This window comes from Actinosynnema sp. CS-041913, from assembly GCF_050942485.1.
Classification (GTDB): Bacteria; Actinomycetota; Actinomycetes; order Mycobacteriales; family Pseudonocardiaceae; genus Actinosynnema.
Map to the genome: position 1 here is coordinate 6,217,665 of NZ_CP192037.1, position 21,221 is coordinate 6,238,885.

The window sequence follows — 21,221 nt, forward strand, 5'->3', positions numbered from 1 at the left end:
GGGCCGACAAGGGGGCGGACGATGCAGGGCGGTCGACGCTGAACCGCGAGCCGTGGCCGGAGCACACGCTGCTCGGCAGGCTGCGCGGCCGGGACCGCGAAGCGCTGTTGAGCCTCGGCACGGAGGTCGGCTACCGGCCGCACCAGCGCATGATGCGGCAGGGCGAGGACCACCGGCACGTGCTGGTGGTGCTGTCCGGGCGGGTCAAGATCACGGTGACCTCGGAGTTCGGCCGGGACCTGCTGGTGGCCGTGCGCGGACCGGGCGACCTCCTGGGCGAGATGGCCGTGCTGGAGAACGAGCGCCGCACCGCGACCGTGATCGCCAGCGGACCGGCCACCGCGCGGGTCATCAAGGGCAGCGAGCTGGCGGAGTTCATGGAACGGCACAGCGAGGCGTGCCTGGCGCTGGCCGGGATGCTCAGCGAGCGGCTGCGCCGGCTGCACGCGCGGTGCGTCGACATGATCGTGTGCCCGGCCCCGGCGCGGGTGGCGCGGGTGCTGGCGGACCTGGTGCGGTTCCACGGCAGGCGGACGCCCGAGGGGTGGAGCCTGGACGTGCCGCTGACCCAGCACGAGCTGGCGGCGCTGGCCGGGGTGGCGCTCAGCTCGGTGGAGAAGGCGCTGCGGGACCTGCGGCGCAACGGACTGCTGCAGCAGCGCGGCCGACGGATAGTCATCACCGATCTGGCCGGACTCCGCCGGAACGGCGGATTGAACGGCTGAATCCCGTACCAATACGGGGTCTGTCGTAGCGAAGTGTCACAAAGTGGTGCCCGATCCCCCGCCGCGCACCACATCACCGCCACCAGGAGGAAATGCGACTCCGGACGGCAGGACCGTTCAGGGCAGCTCCGCAGGACCCATGTGTCGCACCGAGTTCCGACCCCACCCGGCACCGAAACCGCGGAAACGCGGTGAAAGGGCTCAACCATGCCGAATCCCCGCCACAGGTTCGCCCAGGTCCGTGACGCGATGAGCGTGGGCGTGCGCCAGGCGCTGGGCGCGCACCGAGAGGGCGGCCCGCACACCCCCGACGCGTTCGCCCGCGCCATGCTCGCCGAGGCGTCGCTGACCGAGCACTACCACTACCGCCAGGAGATCTCCCGCAACCGGTCGTTCCAGCAGGAGAGCGAGCCGACCGGCCGCATCGACCTGACGCTGCCCTACGACGGCGCCGAGCACTTCACCCGGCAGGCGCTGGCCGACGTGACCGCCGGGGAGTCCCTGCCGGAGCGGGCGCTGATCGGGCACCTGGCGCTCGGCGACCACTCGCACACCGACCTGTCGGAGGTGCTGGACCTGTCCGCCGGGTACGGCTCGGTGCCGATCACCGTCCCGATCGCCGAACTCGGCGAGCGCGGCCTGGTGGCGGACCGCTCCGCCTGCGAGATCCGGCACGACTACACGCCCGCCGACGACGCGCTGCGGGTGCGCCCGGTGGACGTCCACGTGGACCTGATCGACCCGGACGGCACCGAGTTGCACGACCTGCTCACCGTGACCACGTTCGGGCACGATCAGCTCCGGCAGGTGGGCCACGAGCTGTCGAAGCAGATCTCGTTCCGCTCCTACCTGCGGCTGTCCGTGCAGGTGGTGCTGCACCTGCCCAACCACCGCAAGACCCGTGACCTGAGGCCGAAGGTCGGCCGGGTGTCGCTGCGGTGGCCCACGATCACCTCGCTGGGCGCGCTGAGCCTGGAGGACGACGAGGGCCGCGGCTTCCCCATCGGCTACGACCCGGCGGCGGGCAGCATCGAGTGGCGCGACGTCCCGATGTTCCTGCTGAACCCGCGCGACCAGGCCGACGGGCAGCCGCACGGCGACACGCTGCGGTTCGCCAGCGCGAAGCTGCACCTGCACATCGAGCAGCCGGGCGAGCTGTACAAGCAGCCGGACGTCCAGGGCACCGTGCAGGTCGAGGTGGACGACTACCTGCTGTCCGGCCTGCGGGCCCGGCTGTTCGACGCCCGCGGCGTCCGCGTCCCCGGCCGACCCCGGCTGACCAGCCGGATCACCACCGACCTGAGCGTGATCCTGGACGACGCGTTCAACCGCCGGCTGATGATGCCCGGCCAGCACCTCTACTTCGACGAGGTGATCCCCGACGACATGCGGGTCTCCGACATCCGGTCCGCCTTGGAGGACAAGGGTTTCGAGATCAAGGAGTCGCTGGCCTACCCGGGGCAGGGCGAGCACGCGATGCGCCACCTGCTGTGGGCCACCCGCGCGGCGGGGCCGGACGTCATGCAGCTATGGCTGCTGCTGGAGGGCCGCCGGTTCCAGACCGAGCGGCAGAACCAGCTCGCGGGCGGGCAGACGTTCAAGACCACGTTCGACAGCGGCGACCTGAAGGTGTTCATGTGCGGCGCGCTGCCCGGCACGAGCCGCGAGCTGACGCACGTGATGAACGCGCTCCAGCTCAACCTCCGCGAGCTGTTCGAACGGCTCAAGGCCCACCGCTGACCTCGATCGACATCCGCGAGAAACCCCGAGGGGACAAGGAAGATGACGACCCAAGTGGTGCCGCGCGCGCCTCGCGCCCGGTGCGGCGAATGCGGCTCCACCGACCTGTTCGCCGCCTGCCACCACTGCGGCCGGCTGATGTGCCGACAGGACGCGCACGGCGTCCTGGACGAGAACGGCAACCCGCTCAGCCGCGAGTTCGCCGACCTGGGCATCGAGGTGCCGCGCGCGTTCCACTGCGACGACTGCCGGCACGTCGTGCGGCGCAGGCTGTTGCGGGAGCTGCTCGGCGCCGCCGCGCTCGCCGCGCTCGGCGTGCTGCTGATGTTCCTCCACTTCCCGACCGGTCTGGTGGTGTTCCTGCTGGGCGGCGCGGCGGCGGGCGTGGCCTACTGGCTGGACCGGCAGCGGGTCGAGGAGGCGCAGCGCGCCATGCCGCCGCTGCCGCTGATGCCGAAGGTCGACTCGGCCAGGGTGCGGGAGAAGCTGACGGGCAGCCTGCGGCTGGACGCCGGGGGCGGGTACCACACGACGGTCTCCCGCGCCGCGGGCGAACTCGTGGTGTCCATGACGTTCGCCCGCGCCGATCTGGACCGGCTGGGGCTGTACCAGCGCAAGTACCGGCTCTCGCCCGGTGACGGCGTGGCCTACTGCGCGGGGTTCGCCGTGCTGCGGGGCGAGACCGGCGCGGAGTTCGCCGACCCCGCGATGGCCGGTCCGGTCGTGCCGCTGACCGGGCACACCGGCGGGCACCCGTTCTTCGAGGCCGCGGACGGGCGCACCGGCGCGCGGTGGGAGATGCGGGCCGCCTACGCGGTGATGCCCGGCCGCGAACCCGACCACGTGCCGATCTGGCTCACGCCGGCGCTGCGCCCCGGCGAGGACCAGCGCACGCTGGAGATCGAGGTGGGGTGGAGCGCGGTCGGCCCGAGCGGCGCGCCGCTGGTCATCGACAAGCTGGAGCCGATCACCCTGTACGTGCCGGTGGCGTGGGGCAACGTGGAACGGGCCAACCTCGGGCCGCTGGTGGGCAAGCAGCCCGATCCGGACGACCCGGAGCAGCTCGTGCGGTGCGTCGAGTGGAGCCAGATCGTGCTGACCGAGCAGATCCGCTCCTCGGGGCGGCTCACCCTGTCCGTGCAGTTCGAGGAGCGGATCTCGATGGCCGACGTCCTGCGGGGCCACGCGACGGCGCGGTTCAAGAGCACGCTGTCGGGGCTGTCCGGGGTGGAGGTGCTGCTCCCGCTGGGCGGCAGGCGCGGCGACGAGGTGACCGCGGGCAAGGCGGGCACGGAGGTGGCGGTGACGTTCGAGCTGAGCCTGGCCGGGGTGCGCTACCAGGACGTGCTGGTGGTGCCCGACCGGGACCGGGATCCGAACCGGCCGGAAACGGAGGAGTTCCCCCGCGTGATCCCCGACCACGAGACGGTCGCGCGGCTCACCAACGCGTTGAGCGACGAGGGCTACTACGTCAAGCGGGTGGTGGAGAACCCGGCGCGGACCAGCGGCAAGGCGCACGTGATGAACCGGTACTGGGACATCGCGGGCCGGGGGTACGACGGGGTGTACCCGATCGACTTCCGCCTCAGCCTGACCGGGGAGGAGCTGCACAACGGCGACATCCGGGCGCAGAGCGGCCACAGCCGGGTGCGGCTGTCCGTGCAGGGCTCCTACGCGAGCAAGGCGATGGAGCAGCAGATCGAGGCGTCGTGGGAGCGGTTGGGCTCGATCATCCGGCAGGCGCTGCAGGCCCGGTCCGGCCCTGCGCCCGACGCGTTCTTCGGCGACAGCGGCGGGTCGGGAACGCCTGGTGAGCCGGTCGGGGCCGCCCGGCCGGCTCCGCAGAACGGGCACACCGGTCCGCACGGACACGCCGGTCCGCACGGACACGCCGGTCCGCACGGGCACACCGGTCCACACGGACACACCGGTCCACACGGGCACACCGGTCCGCACGGGCCGGGCGCGCCGGCTGGTGGGGCCGCCGAGTCGTTCGGGGCCGACCACCGGCACCGGCCGGAAGTTCCGCCGCGGGTCGCCGAGCTTGAGCGCCAGCGGGCGGAGCTGGTTGCCCGGTTCGCCGGGGGCAGCATCTCCGAGCAGGCGTTCCGCGAGGTCAGCGCGTGGATCGACGGGCAGCTCGACCGTACCTGAGCACACCGGACAGCAGGAGGGAATCCGACCATGGCGTGGGAATGCGCCGAGTGCCACGCGCGCGAGGGCGCGGGCCAGGTCTTCATCGACGCGGTGTGCCACCACTGCGGGAAGCCGTTGTGCCGCCACGACCGGGTGCGCATCGTGGACGAGGCGTTCGCCGAGTCCGACCGGCACTCCGCACAACTGGCGTTGCACTGCAAGGAGTGCAAGCAGCGGCACCACCCGAGGGCGGTCGCGCTGGGGGGCGCGCAGTGATCGACGTGTCCGTGACGCCGGACCGGGTCGGCGCGGGCGATCCGGTGGCGCTCACCGTGCGGCTGACCAACACCGCCGCCGGGCCGTGCACCCGCATCGTGCTCAAGCTGGAGCTGCCCGAACAGCTCGCGCTGCTCGGCGGGGCGCCTCGGATCGAGGTGGCCCGGCTGGAGGCCGGCGCGAGCTTCGACCGGGTGCTGCGGGTGCGGCCGGACGCGGTGGGCCGGTGGCGGGTGGGCAGCGGCAACTTCTCCTACCGGGATCCGCGGGGCGACAGCCGCCGGGTGACGGACTTCCGGGCGGAGGTCGAGGTGACGCCCCGGCAGGAGGCCGCGCCCGTGCCGGAGCCGCGGTTCGCCGTCACGCTGGTGGACCGGACGCTGCCCGACGGGCAGTGGTCGCAACTGCGCGGCCGGGTGGTCAACACCGGTGTGCCGGTGCTGGTCGAGGTGGAGGTGGGCATCTCGGGGCCGTTCGACGTCTACCAGGACGACGCGTGGCAGGTGCTGGGGGTGCTGCCACCGGGCGCCGAGGCGGAGTTCACCGCGCACGTGCGGCCGACCGGCACCGGCACGCACGTCCCCGTGCAGCTCAGGGTGGACTGCCGCACGGACGCGAATCTGTTCCGGTCGGCCCGCAGCACGGTTCCGGTGCACGTGCGCCCGGCCTCGGGTCCGACGGCGGGTCAGGCAGCGGAGAAGACGCGGATCCTGTACCTGTCCGCCAATCCGAGCGACACCGAGACGCTGCGGCTGGCGGCGGAGTCCCGGACGATCCAGGAGATGCTGCGGCTGGGCAGCGCCCGCGACTCGTTCGACTTCCACGAGCGCAGCGCGGTGCGGACGCGGGACATCACGCAAGCGCTGCTGGACGTCCGCCCGCGCATCGTGCACTTCTCCGGGCACGGCGAGTCCGACGGCCGGCTGTACGTGGAGAACGAGGTGGGCATGTCGCGGCTGGTGCCGGTGGCCGGGTTGGCCGCGTTGTTCGAGCAGGTGGCGGACACCGTCGAGTGCGTCATCGTCAACGCGTGCGACACCGTGGCGCTGGCCGAGGCGGTGGCCGCGCACGTGGGCCACGTCATCGGGATGCGGCAGCGGATCGGCGACGCGGCGGCGATCGCGTTCAGCGTCGGGTTCTACCAGGCGCTGGCGGCGGGCGAGCCGGTCGAGAAGGCGTTCGGCATGGCGTGCGTGCAGATCCGGCTGGACGACACGATCAGCGGCGAGTTCGAGGCTCCGCTGCTGCTGGGGAAACCGGGGTGAGGAGGGCGCGGCCCCAGCCCGCACAGCAGCCGTGCCGCGCCCTCCGATCAGGCGCCGGGCACGTAGAGCCAGGCGGGCTCGGCGAACTGCTTGGCCGGCACCGCGGCCACCACCGCGGCGAACTCGCCCGGGTCCAGCGGCTGGTAGCCGTCGACGATGACGTCCCGGTAGAGCACGTCGGAGACCATCAGCGCGAAGTCGGCGGCGGGCGTGTCGGCCAGCGCCCGCCGCAGCGCGTCGGAGTCCAGCAGCCGGTGCACGGTGGTCACGGCGCTGCCCAGCCACCCGTTGGCCCCGGCGGCGACGTGCCCCCGGTGCATGGCGACCCGCAGGCGCAGCCGGGCGCGGTCGTTCAGGTCGCGGTTGAGGTCGGTGAGGCCCGCGCGGATGCCCTCCACCAGGCTCGGGATCACCACGGTCTCGTCCACGCCGGCCGGCAGCAGCACGAACACGCCGTCGCCGGACGGCTCGACGTCCACGTCGGCGTCGTCCAGACCCGCCCGCCGGCGGGCCCGGTCCAGCAGCTCGACGAACCGCCGCTGGGCCCGCGCGGCCTCGGGCACGGCGAACCGCCGGTACTGCTCGGTGTCCACGGCCAGGCACAGCCGCACCGCCGGCCGGGGCGCGGTGCGGGCGGCGACGGGGCGCGACGCGCCCGGGACCGCGACCTCGAACCGCACCGGCCGGTCACCGGCGGCGTGCCGCCGTGCGGTCCGCACGACACCGGTCCGCACCGCCGTGCCGTGCACCCGGATCAGGCCGGAGATCGACGCCTCCTGATCGGACGGCCGGTCCGGGCCGGCTATCGAGACGCCCGAGACGGCAAGCGGCACCGCCGAGGTGTCCAGGACGACTTCGAACCAGCCCTCGCGGGGCACCGGTGACATTCCGAGCGGGTCGCCCACCAGCCAGCCGGCGGTGCCGTCCCGCATGGTCCACGCCGTGGTCGCGTGACCCGGCTCCGGCAGCTCCACCCGCAGGTCGTGCGCCCGCACGGCGGGGTCGTCGAACCGGACCACGGCCGACAGCGCGCACAGGTCGGGCGAGCCGGCGGGCAGCGTGTACCCGAACCGCACCGCGCCACCGGCCGACACCACCGGCCGGGCCAGCGCCACCACGCCGACGCGGCGGGGAGGGGACGCCAGTTCCACCGTGCCGAGCACGTCGCCGCCCCTCACCGGACCGGCGGCAGGTCCGGTGTCAGCCTGACGCCGCCCATCAGGAACGCGCTCTGCGGCGCGATCAGCAGCCGGCCCAGCCTGCCGTGCCGGATGTCGGACCGGCTCGCGCACACCACGTCCGGGTGCTCCGCCGCCCGGCCGGCACGGGCCAGCCGCCGGGTGATCCGCAGGCCCACCCCGTTGCCCGTCACCAGGTCGTAGACCTCGAACCGGCGGAGCTGCCGGTACGGCTTGCCCGGCACCGCGGCCGGTCCCTCCACCACCGTGCGGACGTGGGCGAACCGCGCCTCGTGCAGGTTCTCGGCGGTGGGGCCGAGCCCGACCTCCAGCGACTCCTCGGCGAGTTCGCGGCGCAGGCAGTCCTCGGCGTGCTCCCGGTACGCGCCGGTCGCGAACCACGCCAGGAACCGGCGCACCGACCCGGCGGGCAGCAGCCCGCGCAGGTCCATGCCGGCCACCTCGATCCGCGGCGGCGTGCGCTCCTCGTCGAACCCCAGCCGCTCCAGCACGCCCGCCGCCGGCGGGAAGTACTTGATCACGCCGCCCGGCGGGCCGCACACACCGGGCCGGGTGGGCGAGTGGAACAGCACGAAGCGGTCGTCGTCCCGGACCCTGAGCAGGGCGCTGAACGAGATCCGCACCGGCGTCCGGGACATCCGCTCGCCCCTCTTCCCGCGGTGGGCGCTGTCCGGAACACCCTGGCAGAACACCGGGAACGCGTCCAGATCACCCGATCGGGTCGACCATGGCGCGGTCGAACGCGGCGCAGCGCGGCGGCGGCCCGAGCAGGACGGCGTCCCGGCGGCGGCAGCGGCCGGCCGGGCACGCGTAGGCGCCGGGCGCGGCGTCCTCCTCCGTCGTCACCGACCAGGTCCCGTCCCGCCCGGCGAAGTCCTCCAGGTGCCCGCGCCGCTCGGCCAGTTCGGCCAGGAACAGCCGGACCTCCCGGGCGCGCGCCGTGCCGCGCCGCACCCCGTCGACCAGGTCCCGCCACCGGCCGCCGATCCCGAACCGGTCGGCTTCCGCCGCGTACTCCGGGAACCCGGTGCACAACCTCGTCCAGACCAGGGACTCGTCCCCGGGACTCCGACGCACCACCGCTCCCCCACTCCGAGGATGACCGAGCGTGACCCCACCCGAGATTACCTTCGCCGACGTCGACCTGCCGCCGCGGCGGCGGGCCGAACTCCGGGCGGCGCTGCGCCGGATCGCCGACCACGGCGAGGGCGGGTGGCCCGCCCCGGTGGACGAGATCGAGGTGACCCGGCTGCTCGGCGGCGGGCGCAGCGGCGCGGTCGTGGCCCGGCTGGCCGTGCGGCGCGGGGCGCACCAGGTGATCCACGTGGCCAAGCTCGACGCGCCGGAGGAGTTGCGCCGGGAGTGGCAGGCCTTCCACGAGTCGGTGAAACCCGCCGCCAACGCCCTGTGCGCGCCGATCGTCGCGGCGAGCCCGGAAGCGGTCCGCGGCGGGACCGGTCCGGCGGTCGTCGTCTACGACCACGTGGGCCAGTACGCGGGACGGCCCGCCGCCGAACTGCGCACGCTGGAGGAGGTGGTCCGCGCCACGCTCGCCGGTCAGTCCACAGTGGACGATACCGTCCGGCTGCTCGACCGGCTGTTCGACGGTGTGGGACACGTGCTGCACAACCGGTGCCACGTGGTCCGGTCGGCGAAGTCGGCGCGGTCGCGGAACACCGGGCTCGGCCCGAACCTGACCGTCCGGGTGCACGGCACGCGGATCGACCGGACCTCTCCCGCGCCGACACCGCACGACGAGGTGCTGCGGACGACCCTGCGTGGCGAGCCGGACGATCTGCGGCGTGGCGACCCGATCGTGCTCACCGGCCTGCGCCGGCGGCATCCGGACGACCCGTCGGTGCTGCTCGGCGACGACATCGCGGTACGGGTCGACCCTTCGTCCACTGTGGACATACCGGACGAGGACATCACGTTGCACGGCACCGTGGTCGAGACCCGTGGCGACCAGCGCCGCGAGCGGCTGGCCGGCGCGACGGACGGGCTGGTGATCGCCGACCCGTTCGCCGCGCTGCCGCTGGTGCTGACCGAACCGGTGCGCGGCCGGGCGTTCGCGTTCTCGCACGGCGACCTCAACCCGCGCAACGTGATCGAGGCCGACTGGCAGCCGTTCCTGATCGACTACGCGCGCACCGCGCCCGACCGGCCCCAGCAGGAGGACTACTGCTGGCTGGAAACCGGGCTGGTGCGCGATGTGCTCGCCGACCTCGACCGGCACGACCTGCTCGACCTGCAACGGGTCCTGGCGCTGACCTCGTGCGCCGTGGACGGGGGTGTCGCGCCGGACGCCGCCGAGGCCGCGAGCCTCGTCCTGCTCGGCGACCGCCTGCACGGGCCGTTCCGGCTGCTGTGGGCGATCCGCCGGCAGGCGCACCGCCACTACCCGCCCGACGCCGGCCAGCCGTGGTGGCAGGCCTACGCGCACGAACTGCTCATCGCCGCCCACCGCACCCTCAAGTGGGGACCGGAACTCCAGACGCCCGCGAAGCTCACCGCCACCGCGATCGTCGCGGGCGTGCTGTCCGAGTGGATCGCCGAGCCCGATCCGTTCCGGCACTGGCGACCCGGACTCGCGGTGGCCGCGACGCACGCGGCCCCGGTGCTGATGCCGCCCCGCTCCGATGCCATGGTCGTCCTCTGCACCCGGCTGACCGCGGCGGCCGGGGACCACGACGTCGAAGACCTGATCGCCGACTACCGACGGAGGCTGGTCGTCGAACGCTGCGCGGACACCGCCGCCCGCACGGTCGGCGAGACGACCGGGGAACACCTGCGTTACCTCGACCTGGAACCGGTGCAGTCCCGGCTGGTCGAACACGACGCGGTGAACCTGGTCGGCGAGCCCGGCATCGGCAAGTCGACCGCCGCCCGCGAACTGGTCCACCGCGCCGCCGTGGCCGTGTGCGGCGGCACCCCGCGCTGCCGGATGCCACTGCTGCTCGACCACGTGCCGGACGACCTGATCGGCGAGGTCGCCCGGCTCGGCTTCGGCGGCGTGGCGGAACAGGCCCTGGCGCTGGGCGCGGTGCACCTCGTCCTGGACCCGCCGGACCAGGTCGCCGCCCGCGACTGGGCGGCCCGAACCCGGCACACCTACCCCCGCACGCCGATCGTCCGCTGCACCCGCCGGGCCGACACCGGTCCCGCCGGGTTCGAGGTCGTCCGGATGCACGGAATGGACCCCTCCGGGATGTGGACGTTCCTGCACGACCGCCTCGGCGCGCTCGGCCACCACTCGTTCCGCATCGACCACCTCCTCGCCACCGTGCTGGACGACCCCGCCTGGCGGCGGGCGGGACCGCACCGCCCCGGCGTGCTGGCGACCCTGGTCGAGCACGTGCGCGCGACCGGCGACCTCGACCACCTCCCGCACCCCTGGAAACCGGTCGGCCTGCCACACCACGACGCCGCCCGCGCCTACTGCGAACGGCTCGCCGGGCACCTGCTGACCGGGACGCCGATACTCGACGAGCCCGACGAGAGCCTGATCGCGACCGGCGTCCTGCGCCGGGTCGGCCACCGCGTCGAATTCCTCGACCCGGCACACCAGGACTACTTCACCGCCCAGGCCCTGCTGCGCACACCGGACCGCATCCCCGCCTGCCTGGCCCGCCGCCGGTGCGCGGAGGCCGGCCTGATCCTGGTCACCCTGCCCGAGGTCGACACGGCCACGGCAGCCGACATCGCGCGCCGCGTCGCCGAGTTCGACACCGTGCTGGCCGGCCGGCTGCTCACCGCCGCCCGCTGCGACCGCCGGGAGTTCACCGCGGAGCTGCGCGACTGCCTGCTCGACCCGGCTGCGGGTCCGCACGCGTGGGCCGAGGCAGCCGAAGCGCTGGCGGCGGCCGAAGCGTCCGCCGCACTCGGCGACGTGGCCGCCTGTTCCAGCGCCCCGGAACAGGCCCGGATCGCCGCCCTGTCGAGACTGGACGCACTGCACCGCAAACCCCATCCCCGTGCGGCACACCGGGAACTGACCCGACAACTCGCCGCCGCCGTCCACACCGCGCTGACCGACGACGGCGTCACGGACCTGTGGGCGACCGCGCTGGACATCGTCGCGCGAGCCCGACTGCACGGCTTCGAACTCCTGCTGGGCGCTCTCGTCCACCCGCGAGAGCCCTGGACGTTGGCCGGCCGCGCCTACCGGGCACTGCGCGCGCTGGGCACGGCACTGCCCGACGACGTGCGGGACCGACACGTCACAGCCGCCCGCGACCGGCTGGCCGCACTCGACCGACTGCTACCCGGAACCGACGACGTCGCCACCGCGTTGGCGTTGGCGGAAGAACGCGCCGAACTCGCGCCCACGGCCACCGAGGACTGGCTGTGGCTGAGACGATTCGACCCGGACCTGCACCACACCATCGCCGCCCTGGTCGCCGACCGCACCACCACCGACAACGCCGACACCCTCGTCACGGCGGCCGAAGACCCCGACCCGGCACGCGCCAACCGGGCCGCGCACCACCTGCTCCGCCACCACCCTCACCAAGCCGCCGAACTCCTCCACCGGACCAAGGCCGACGACCCACCGCACCGCCTGCTGGCCGCCGCCTCGATCGCCCGCGAACTCGACCTCCCCGAGGACGCCGCCCGACTGGCCCGCGACCTGCTCCCGGACGTGACCGACGGGAAACCGTTGGCCGCGCTCGTCTCGGCGGTGTTCGCCACCGACTCCCCCGCCGGCGTCCGACTCGCCTGGACCTGCGCCGCCGACCTGGCCGACCGCGACGTGCCCGGCCGGCTGCGGTGGCCGTGGACCACCACCCTGACCACCACCCGCAGCAGCCGCGACGACCTCGAACTGCTGCTGTGCCAAGGAGAACACGTGCCGGCGATCGAAGCGCTGGCCAGCTTCGCATTCCACCGCGACGCCGGCGCGGGACCAGGCTGGACGCTCCACCCGGAGGCGCGGGAGGCCCTGCTCGCACACCGGCCCACGACCACGACCGACACGGTCCAGTGGATCCGCGCCACCGCCACCGCCGACCTCCGCGCGGCCCTGCCCACGATCATCGACCTGCTGCCGGCGCTGACCGGCACGGTGGTCGACCGGGGCGGCGAGCGACAACCGGCCGCCACCGACATACCGGCCGTCCTCGGCTTCCTCGCCCGACAAGCGGACGAGGGAACCATCCACGACCTCCTGAGCCGCCCCTGGCCCGAAGCCGAACGAGGCCGCCTCATCGGACTGTCCTACCTCGGCGACTGGCAGCCACTGCTCGAAGCCGCCGACCACGACCACACCCTGCTCCCCGCCGCCCGCAACGCCCTCGACCTCTGGGCCACCGACCCCGACGACGCCTACCAGTGGCTCGCCGGACACCCCGCCCTCCGCCGCGCACTCCGACACCGACACGTCCGGCACTGACACCTCCGGCACTGACACACCCGACACTGACTTGCCTGCCCACGCCCGACCGGGGAAGGTGTGGGCGTGGCTGCTGCTGAGGAACGTGCCGGTGTGTCGTTGACCAATCTCGACCAGCCGCTGTTCGACGGGGCCGACGCCACCAAACGGGACCTGGTGGACTACCTCGACGCCGTGCGGGACCGGATCCTGCCGGGCCTCACCGGACGACCGCTGTCCGTGATCAGGGTGCTGCGCGGGCAGGACGCGTTCATGCAGAAGAACGTCCCCAAGTACACCCCGGACTGGGTGCGCACCACCCAGTTGTGGGCCGAAGCGTCCAAGCGACAAGTCAACTACGCCCTCTGCGACGACCGACGCACCCTCCTCTGGTTCGCCAACCAACGCGCCATCGAGTACCACGTGACACTGTCCCGGACGGACGACCGGCAACACCCCACGTACCTCGTGCTGGACCTCGACCCACCGGAAGGCGAGAACTTCGCCTCCGTCGTGGGCGCGGCCCGCCTGGTCCAGCGGGCGTTGGCCGACAGCGGCCTGGCCGGCGCGGTGAAGACCAGCGGCGCCAAGGGAATGCACATCTTCGTGCCGATCACGGCGAGCGACGACGACGCGGCAGCGGCAACCCGGGCGCTGGCGGCACGAGCGGAACGCCTGGACCCGACCGTCGCGACCACCGCCTACATCCGCGAGGAGCGGGAGGGCAAGGTCTTCCTGGACTCCACCCGTGCCTACGGGGAACGGTGGTGGCCGCCTACAGCCCCCGCGTACGCCCCGGCACGCCCGTGTCCTTCCCCGTGGCATGGGACGACCTGGACCGGATCACACCCCGTGACTTCACCTTGCGCACGGCCCTGGACCTGCTCGGTGAGACAGACCCGTGGGCCGAACGACTGCCCGAACCACAGGCCCTGCCGCCAGACCTGGTCGAAGAGGGCCACCAGATCCCCGTCGCCCGGGTCGTCGCAATGCACGAGGGCAAACGCCGGGCCCGCGAACGCCGCAGCTAGCCGCCGGACCCGGAGGCGGACGACCAAGGCAGCCCCCGGCGACGGCTACTCCAGGCGAAGCACCACCGGGCGGCCGGTGACGTCGAGAGATCCGCTGGGCCGGTCCGTCCGGGAGACCCCGTCGATGGCTTCGACGGCTGCCACGTCGGCGGGGAGGGCGAGCCGCGCGGAGCCGCGGTCGGTCCACAGGATGTCGAACCTCTCGTCGCCCTTCGTGAACCCGCACCGCCACACGTTGTCCGGCAGGCCGACCTTGCTCCCCTGGCCGCACGACGTGTTCTGCGAGTCGGTGAGCCACGACCCGAGCTCTTCGACGTGCCGCGCCGCCCGGGTGGGTTTGCCGCCGTCGGGTTGCAGGACGATCGGAATCCGGTCGCTGCCCCAGTTGTAGAAGAACACCCTCCGGTATTCGGCGTACAGGCTGACCAGGTAGTAGCGAACCGCGTGGTCCGCCGCCGGCTCGGGGTCCAGAGGCTGCTCCAGCGGCGTGGAGAAGCCCTGGCCCATGTTCCACATCGGCAGCGCTTGCGCGCCCGCGCGGTAGAGCGACCTCTCGATCTCGGTGGCGAGTTCGAGCATCGACTCCGGCGGGTCGGACGCCTGGCGCGGGTGCAGTTTCACGCCCAGGACGTCGCAGTGCCGGTAACCGCCCAGTTCCGCGAACCGCTCCATCCACTGCCGTGCCCCGGGCGCCCACAGCTCGGCCATGCCGGGACACACCACCGTGGCCGCCGGATCGACCTCCTTGACCACCCGGCCGGCCCGTTCGGTCATCGCCACCAGGGTCTCGGCCGTCCCGCTGTAACCCTGCTGCTGGTTGGCCGTGTCCCACAGCTCGTACCCGGCGATCCGGCCCCGGTAGGCGGTCGCCAACTCGCGGACGAACCGCTCCCAGTCCGCGAGGTCGTCCGGAGGTGACGTCCTCGACCCGTCGCCGTAACGCGTCTCCCGACCACCCGGGCTCGCCCACGCCGGTGTTCCGCCCAGGGTGAGCAGCACCGGAACCCCGGCCCGCACCGCGGGGTCGACCAGGCGGTCCAGCCTGAACCACTCGAATCGTCCGCGTTCCGGTTCGAGCTTGTGCCACCGCGTGCCCGAGTCCCACAGCCGCAGCGAACCCACGCCGAACTGCGGCATGTGCGGGCTCGCGGCGTTCTTCGTGACACCGACGAATTCCCTGCTCACCCGAATGGGCTTGTTGGTCCACATGGGCACCGGGCCGGCCGTGCCCGCGGCCACCTGCTCCGGCACCCGCCGGCCCGCCGTGACCAGTCCGAACATCAGCGCGACGACGAGCGCGACGCCGACACCGGCCCGCCACGCCCCCACCCGACGCCTCGAAGGCCGGCGTGGCACGGGTGTCGGCCGGTCCGCAGCGGGCGTCGGCGGCTGGGGTTCGCCGGTGCGTTCGACTTCGCGCTGCACTCGGGCGAACAGCCACAGCCGGTGCAGTTCGGCCAGTTCCGAGCGGCTGGCCGCGCACAACCGGCCCAGCCGCTCCACCGGGGCGAACTCGGCGGGCACGCCGCCTCCGGTGCAGTAGCGGTGCAGCGTGGAGCTGCTCAGCCCACAACGCCGGCCGAGCGCCTGATAACTGCGCCCGCTGCGTTCCTTGAGTTCGTGCAGACGCGCCGCGAAGGCGGCCTGATGTGCTGCCCGAGCCATCGTTCCCCTCGATGTGCGCTCGTCTCCCGTCCCGAGCATCCCACGGCACGTGCCACGGCGTAACCGTTTCCGCAGGTGGGCCGCGATCGTCCGGCCCACCGTCCCGGATCGGCCCCATCGTGTTGCCGCCGCGGCCGGTCGGGGCCGAACGTGGTCGTCGCCATCGCCGCCACGAGGGGGCGAGCATCGAGAAGGGGAGTTCATCGATGAAACGCGCATTAGGGACAGCAGTGTTCGCCGCAGCCGCCCTACTGTCCACCGCGGGCACCGCGTCGGCCTCCACCACACCGGCGGAGGGGCTGGCGGATAGCGAGGCGTCGCCCCGCGGCAGCTACTGGTGCCCGCCGTTCCCGTGGTACTTCTGCGGCTCGGTCGTCAACGCCAGCGACAAGGACGTCGTGGCGATCAAGGACTGGCGCAAGCCGCACCACGTGCTGCGGCCGGGGCAATCGACCCCGCCGACGGTCGACTACGACGGCGTGCGACTGCCCTGCACGGCCACCGGGATCAAGGTGGTGGGGGTCAAGCCCCAGGTCTGGATAGGCGGGAAGGGCGACCACCGCATCCACGGCTACGAGAAGTTGGTGATCATGAAGGTGCTGGACTGCTGAGTCCGTGCGGCGAACGGGGCCGCTCCGCGCCGGGGAGGAGCGGTCCGCAGCATAGTTGCTGGTCAGTGCGGTTCGTGGGCGCGCCACTCACTGACCGAAGATTTATTCCAATCTACACTGAAGCTATGGAATAAATCGAGATGCCGTATTTGCGTCCGAATGTGCCACGACGAACGTCGCTACCGCCGGATTGCGCCAGCCCGCAGGCTCATCGTTGGCTTTCCCTACATCCCTGCGGAGGCAGCCATGTCCCTGAAGAGGACGACACCGGTGGCGAGCGCCCTGCTGCTCGTCGCGGCACTGCTGAGCCCACCAGCGGTCACGGCGGCGCCGGGCGCCGCCTTGGCCGTGCCGGACATCTCGCTGTCCAACGTCCAGGCCCACCTGAACAGCTTCCAGACGATCGCCACCAGCAACGGCGGCAACCGGGCGCACGGCCGGCCGGGGTACCGGGCGTCGATCGACTACGTCAAGGCGAAGCTCGACGCGGCGGGCTACACGACGTCCATCCAGCAGTTCACCCACGGCGGCGCGACCGGGTACAACCTGATCGCCGACTGGCCGGGCGGCGACGTGAACGACACCCTGATGATGGGCGGGCACCTGGACAGCGTCAGCGCGGGCCCCGGCATCAACGACAACGGCACCGGCTCGGCGGGCATCCTGGAGGTCGCGCTGACCGTGGCGCGGGAGAACTTCAGGCCGCAGAAGCACCTGCGGTTCGGCTGGTGGGGCGCGGAGGAGCTGGGGCTGATCGGCTCCAACTACTACGTGAACCAGCTTCCCGCCGCCGAGCGGTCGCGGATCAAGGCGTACCTGAACTACGACATGATCGGCTCGCCCAACCCCGGCTACTTCGTCTACAGCGCCAGCGGCCAGCCCGCGGGCTCCGCGCAGCTCCAGCAGACGCTGCAGGCGGCCTTCAGCGGCGTCGTGGCCACCGAGCTGACGTCGGTCGGCGGGCGTTCCGACCACGCGGCGTTCGCGCGGGCGGGCATCGCGGTCGGCGGCCTGTTCACCGGGGCCGAGACGACGAAGACCGCCGCGCAGGCGTCCAAGTGGGGCGGCTCGGCCGGTGTCGCGTTCGACCGCTGCTACCACCGCTCGTGCGACACGATCAGCAACATCGAGACCACGTCGCTGGACCGGATGAGCGACGCCATCGCGTACGCGCTGTGGACGCTGGCCGGTATCGGCGACGCGCCCGGCAGGAAGTTCGAGAACGGCGACGACCTGGCCCTGCCCGACCAGGCCACCGTGGAAAGCTCGATCACCGTCTCCGGTGTTGCCGGCAACGCGCCGTCGACGCTGGTGGTGGGCGTGGACATCACCCACACCTACCGGGGTGACCTGGTGATCGACCTGGTCGCGCCGGACGGCACGGCGTTCCGGGTGAAGAACTCCAGCAGCGACAGCGCGGACAACCTCGTCACGACCTACCCCGTCAACGCCTCCGGCGAGGTGGCCAACGGCGTGTGGAAGCTGCGCGTCCGCGACGCGGGCCCGCAGGACGTCGGCACGCTCAACGGCTGGCACCTCCAGTTCTGAGCCGCGGCCGGCAGCGGGACTCCCCCGCTGCCGGCCGCAAATCCGTTCGGCCCCGGCGCGCGGAACCTGCGACCATCCGCCGGTGCCCACCACTGCCGAACGACTCCACGCTTTGTTGACCGACCTGGACGCGCCCGACCGGCTGGAACGGCCGCGCGTCAAGGATCCGGAGGTCGTGGAGGAACACGTGGCGCGGTTGGCGCACCGGTTGGAGCACGAGTTCGACTGCCGCTGCGCGCACGAGCGCCTGCCGGCGGGCGCGGACCACCACGGGAGCATCACCCTGCCCGCCGAGGCGGTCCACGCCCGCCTGCCGGTCACCGTCCTGATCGGCAGGTACGGGCTCACGGCCGCGCTCGTGCCGACCCACCGCACGCCGGCGGGCGACACCGTGCCGCTCACCGACGACGAGCTGGCCCGCGTCCGGACGGCGGTCATGGCGACCGGTTTCGGGTTCGCCCACCCGGTCTCGTCCCTGACGCCGTCGCGCCCCGCGCCGCCCCGCCGCCTGCTGGACGCCCGGACCGCCGCGGAGCTGACCGACCAGATCCTCCGGCTGCCCACCGACGAGGCCGACCGCGAGCCCGCCGAGCTGCGCGACCGGCTCTGCCGGGCCCTGGGCCTGCCCGCGGAGCAGCGCCCCGGCAACCGGCTCGACGCGCTCGACGTCCTGACGCGGGACCAGGTGCTCGCGGAGGTCGAACGCCTCACCGCGTGCCTGACGGCGCTGGAGCTGCCGGAGGACGCCGAGGAACGGCGGTGGCTCGCCATAGACGACGAAATCCTGGCGGGCCGCAACATCTACGCCATCAAAGCCGTCCGTGACGAGTTCCGGTGCAGCCTGAAGGACGCGGTCGAGCGGTTCAGCCTGCGGGTCGAGGCACTGCGCCGGACCCGGCCGCACGGTCACGCGACCAGGAAGGCCGGAGCCCGCTAACGGAGAGCGCCCCCGGTCGGCAGTGGGGCTCCCACGAGTCCCGCCGCCAGCGTGCCGCCGTCGGCCGGGTCGATCACCAGGAACGCGCCCGTGCGCTGGACGTGCACGTAGTCGTCCAGCGCCAGCGGCTCGGCGGCGCGGAGTCCCACCCGGCCGATCTCGTTCAGCGCCAACGTCGTCGGACTGTCTACACTGGACAGATCCTGCTCGTCGAAGCGGGCGTGCAGAGCGGTGACGACGGCCTGCACGGTGCGGGTTCCGTGCTTGACCAAGACTTTCGCCTCGGGCGTCAGCGGCTTCTCGGCCAGCCAGCACACGGTGGCCTCGAATTCGTCGGTGACGGTCGGCGGTTCTCCGCCGGTGATCAGGTCGCCGCGTGAGATGTCGAGGTCGTGTTCCAGGAGGAGGGTGACGGATTGGCCGGCGGCGGCCTGGTCGAGTGGGCCGTCGGCGGTGTCGATCCGGGTGATGGTGCTGCGCAGGCCGATGGGCAGGACGGTGATGGCGTCGCCGACGTGGACGGTGCCGGCGGCGACCTGTCCGGCGTAGCCGCGGTAGTCGGGGAAGTCGGGGGTGCGCGGCCGGATCACGTACTGCACCGGGAAGCGGAACGGCGCGTCGTGCGGGTCGGGCTCGACCGGCACGCTCTCCAGGTGCTCCAGGAACGTCGGCCCGGAGTACCAGGGGGTGTGCGGCGAACGCTCCACCACGTTGTCGCCCACCAGCGCCGACACCGGGATCTCCACGACGCTGCCGTCGGGGTAGCCCAGCGCGAGGGCGTGCGCGGTGAACTCCTTGGCGATCCTGGTGAACGTCACCTCGTCGTACTCCACGAGGTCGATCTTGTTGACCGCCAGCACCAGGCGCGGCACGCCGAGGAGCGCGAGCACGGCGGCGTGGCGGCGGGTCTGCTCCACCACACCCTTGCGCGCGTCCACCAGGAGCACACCCAGTCGGGCGGTCGACGCGCCGGTCACGGTGTTCCGCGTGTACTGCACGTGTCCCGGCGTGTCGGCGAGCACGAAGGACCGCTTCGGGGTGGCGAAGTACCGGTATGCCACGTCGATGGTGATGCCCTGCTCGCGTTCCGAGCGCAGGCCGTCCACCAGCAGCGACAGGTCCGGCGTCGCCAGGCCGCGGTCCGCGCTCGCCCGGTGGACCGCGTCGAGCGTGTCGGCGAGCACGGACTTGGTGTCGTACAACAGTCTTCCGACCAGGGTGGACTTCCCGTCATCGACGCTGCCCGCGGTCGCAAGCCTCAACAGGTCGCTCATTTAGAAGTAGCCCTCCCGCTTGCGGTCTTCCATGGCGGCTTCCGACAACCTGTCGTCCGCTCGGGTGGCACCGCGCTCGGTGAGCCGGGACGCGGCGACTTCCGCGATCACGGTCTCGATGTCGGCGGCGTCGGACTCCACCGCGCCGGTGCACGAGCCGTCGCCAACGGTGCGGTAGCGGACCGTCTTGGAAACCAGGGTCTCCCCGTCACGCGGTCCGCCCCACGGACCCTCGGCCAGCCACATGCCGTCACGCAGGTACACGTCACGTCGGTGGGCGTAGTAGATCGAGGGCAGCTCGATGTCCTCGCGGGCGATGTAGTGCCAGACGTCCAGCTCGGTCCAGTTGGACAGCGGGAACACCCGGACGTGTTCGCCGGGGCGGTGCCGCCCGTTGTAGAGGTTCCACAGCTCCGGGCGCTGGCGGCGCGGCTCCCACTGACCGAAAGCGTTGCGCAGGCTGAAGATCCGCTCCTTGGCCCGCGCCCGCTCCTCGTCGCGGCGTCCGCCGCCGAACACCGCGTCGAACTTGTGGGAGGTGATCGCGTCGAGCAGCGGCACGGTCTGCAACGGGTTCCGCGTGCCGTCGGGACGTTCCGCGAGCCGCCCGTCATCGATGTAGTCCTGCACGCGGGCCACTTCCAGCCGCAGGCCGTAGCGCTCGACCACGCGGTCGCGGAACCGGATGACCTCCTCGAAGTTGTGGCCCGTGTCCACGTGCAGCAGCGGGAACGGCACCGGCGCGGGCCAGAACGCCTTCACCGCCAAGTGCAGCAGCAGCGTCGAGTCCTTGCCGCCGGAGAACAGGATCACCGGCCGGTCGAACTCGCCCGCCACCTCGCGGAAGATGTGGATCGCCTCGGACTCCAGGCGGTCGGCGACCTTCATCGGGCCACGGCGCCGGTGACGAGGGCTACCATGCGGTCCAGGCAGTCCGCCACCGAAAGCCGGTCGGTGCGGAGGTGCAAATCGGGCTGGAGGGGCGGTTCGTACGGGTCGTCGAAACCGGTCAGACCGGTGATCTCACCGCGCTTCGCCCGCGCATATAACCCCTTCACGTCCCGTTCGGCGCAGATCTCCGGGGCCGCGTCGACAAAGACTTCGAGATAACGCAGTCCGAAGGTTTCGTGGTCTTTCCGAACCGCCTCCCGCGCGGCCCGGTATGGAGCGATCACGGGCGTGATCACGACCGCTCCGTGACCGGCCAGCAGCCGGGCCACCAGGCCCGTCCGACGGACGTTCTCCGCCCGGTGTTCCTTGCTGAAGCCCAGCTCAGGGAATAGCTGACGCCGGATGACGTCCCCGTCGAGCACCTCCACGCGACGGCTCTCGGCGAGCCGGTCCGCGAGCGCGCCGGCCAGCGTCGACTTACCGGCGCTGGGCAGTCCGGTCAACCAGACAGTCGCACCCACAATGTCCCCCTTCGTATTCCCGAAGCACCGC

16 protein-coding genes and 1 pseudogene are annotated in these 21,221 nt (G+C 72.6%); 10 read left to right on the plus strand and 7 right to left on the minus strand.

Annotation, left to right across the window (positions count from 1 at the left end; translation table 11 throughout):
- Positions 1-107 precede the first annotated feature (107 nt).
- From ACQPZF_RS27715 to ACQPZF_RS27735, 5 genes are all read left to right on the plus strand, one after another.
- Positions 108-725 carry a Crp/Fnr family transcriptional regulator gene (locus tag ACQPZF_RS27715; RefSeq protein WP_433261766.1) on the plus strand — a complete coding sequence of 206 codons (618 nt, stop codon included), beginning with the start codon at positions 108-110 and terminating at the stop codon, positions 723-725.
- Between the two features lie 207 nt (positions 726-932).
- Complete coding sequence (locus ACQPZF_RS27720) at positions 933-2,465, plus strand: hypothetical protein (protein ID WP_433261768.1); 1,533 nt, start codon at positions 933-935, stop codon at positions 2,463-2,465.
- Positions 2,466-2,507: 42 nt separating this feature from the next.
- Entirely contained in the window at positions 2,508-4,619 is a 2,112-nt protein-coding gene (locus tag ACQPZF_RS27725; RefSeq protein WP_433261770.1) for a hypothetical protein, read from the plus strand.
- A 30-nt stretch (positions 4,620-4,649) separates the two neighbouring features.
- The gene (locus tag ACQPZF_RS27730) at positions 4,650-4,877 is read left to right on the plus strand and encodes a hypothetical protein (protein WP_433261772.1); all 228 of its coding nucleotides are present in this window, start codon (positions 4,650-4,652) and stop codon (positions 4,875-4,877) included.
- Positions 4,874-6,142, plus strand: coding sequence for a CHAT domain-containing protein (locus tag ACQPZF_RS27735; RefSeq protein ID WP_433261774.1), 1,269 nt, complete (start codon positions 4,874-4,876; stop codon positions 6,140-6,142). The genes ACQPZF_RS27730 and ACQPZF_RS27735 overlap by 4 nt, the downstream gene beginning before the upstream one ends.
- A gap of 47 nt (positions 6,143-6,189) precedes the next feature.
- Here the strand turns inward: ACQPZF_RS27735 and ACQPZF_RS27740 are convergent, their stop codons facing one another.
- The 3 genes from ACQPZF_RS27740 to ACQPZF_RS27750 all read right to left on the minus strand — a co-directional run bounded on the left by ACQPZF_RS27740 (position 6,190) and on the right by ACQPZF_RS27750 (position 8,418).
- Positions 6,190-7,305 (minus strand): hypothetical protein, encoded by a 1,116-nt coding sequence (locus tag ACQPZF_RS27740; protein ID WP_433261776.1) that lies wholly within the window; start codon positions 7,303-7,305, stop codon positions 6,190-6,192.
- Positions 7,306-7,316: 11 nt separating this feature from the next.
- Complete coding sequence (locus tag ACQPZF_RS27745) at positions 7,317-7,979, minus strand: hypothetical protein (protein WP_433261778.1); 663 nt, start codon at positions 7,977-7,979, stop codon at positions 7,317-7,319.
- A gap of 70 nt (positions 7,980-8,049) precedes the next feature.
- A complete protein-coding gene (locus ACQPZF_RS27750) occupies positions 8,050-8,418 on the minus strand; it encodes a hypothetical protein (RefSeq protein WP_433261780.1) in 369 nt (122 codons plus the stop codon).
- A gap of 31 nt (positions 8,419-8,449) precedes the next feature.
- On the opposite strand from ACQPZF_RS27750, the gene ACQPZF_RS27755 reads away from it, so the two are divergent.
- The gene (locus ACQPZF_RS27755) at positions 8,450-12,733 is read left to right on the plus strand and encodes a hypothetical protein (protein ID WP_433261782.1); all 4,284 of its coding nucleotides are present in this window, start codon (positions 8,450-8,452) and stop codon (positions 12,731-12,733) included.
- Positions 12,734-12,799: 66 nt separating this feature from the next.
- Positions 12,800-13,743, plus strand: a pseudogene (locus ACQPZF_RS27760) (DNA polymerase domain-containing protein).
- A gap of 45 nt (positions 13,744-13,788) precedes the next feature.
- On the opposite strand, the gene ACQPZF_RS27765 reads toward ACQPZF_RS27760, so the two are convergent.
- The gene (locus tag ACQPZF_RS27765) at positions 13,789-15,408 is read right to left on the minus strand and encodes a helix-turn-helix domain-containing protein (protein WP_433261784.1); all 1,620 of its coding nucleotides are present in this window, start codon (positions 15,406-15,408) and stop codon (positions 13,789-13,791) included.
- A 206-nt stretch (positions 15,409-15,614) separates the two neighbouring features.
- On the opposite strand from ACQPZF_RS27765, the gene ACQPZF_RS27770 reads away from it, so the two are divergent.
- The 3 genes from ACQPZF_RS27770 (at position 15,615) to ACQPZF_RS27780 (ending at position 18,504) form a co-directional block, all read left to right on the plus strand.
- Positions 15,615-16,019 (plus strand): hypothetical protein, encoded by a 405-nt coding sequence (locus ACQPZF_RS27770; RefSeq protein WP_433261786.1) that lies wholly within the window; start codon positions 15,615-15,617, stop codon positions 16,017-16,019.
- 246 nt (positions 16,020-16,265) lie between these two features.
- The gene (locus ACQPZF_RS27775; protein ID WP_433261788.1) at positions 16,266-17,567 is read left to right on the plus strand and encodes a M28 family metallopeptidase; all 1,302 of its coding nucleotides are present in this window, start codon (positions 16,266-16,268) and stop codon (positions 17,565-17,567) included.
- Between the two features lie 82 nt (positions 17,568-17,649).
- Positions 17,650-18,504, plus strand: coding sequence for a hypothetical protein (locus ACQPZF_RS27780; RefSeq protein WP_433261790.1), 855 nt, complete (start codon positions 17,650-17,652; stop codon positions 18,502-18,504).
- Here the strand turns inward: ACQPZF_RS27780 and ACQPZF_RS27785 are convergent.
- From ACQPZF_RS27785 to cysC, 3 genes are read right to left on the minus strand one after another with little or no spacing between them, the layout of a single operon-like run.
- On the minus strand, positions 18,501-19,778 hold the full coding sequence (locus ACQPZF_RS27785; RefSeq protein WP_433261792.1) for a sulfate adenylyltransferase subunit 1: 1,278 nt from the start codon (positions 19,776-19,778) through the stop codon (positions 18,501-18,503). The genes ACQPZF_RS27780 and ACQPZF_RS27785 overlap by 4 nt on opposite strands.
- A complete protein-coding gene (gene cysD / locus ACQPZF_RS27790; RefSeq protein ID WP_433261794.1) occupies positions 19,779-20,666 on the minus strand; it encodes a sulfate adenylyltransferase subunit CysD in 888 nt (295 codons plus the stop codon).
- Positions 20,663-21,190, minus strand: a complete 528-nt coding sequence (gene cysC / locus ACQPZF_RS27795; RefSeq protein ID WP_433261796.1) for an adenylyl-sulfate kinase — start codon at positions 21,188-21,190, stop codon at positions 20,663-20,665. The genes cysD and cysC overlap by 4 nt, the downstream gene beginning before the upstream one ends.
- Between the last annotated feature and the right edge of the window lie 31 nt (positions 21,191-21,221).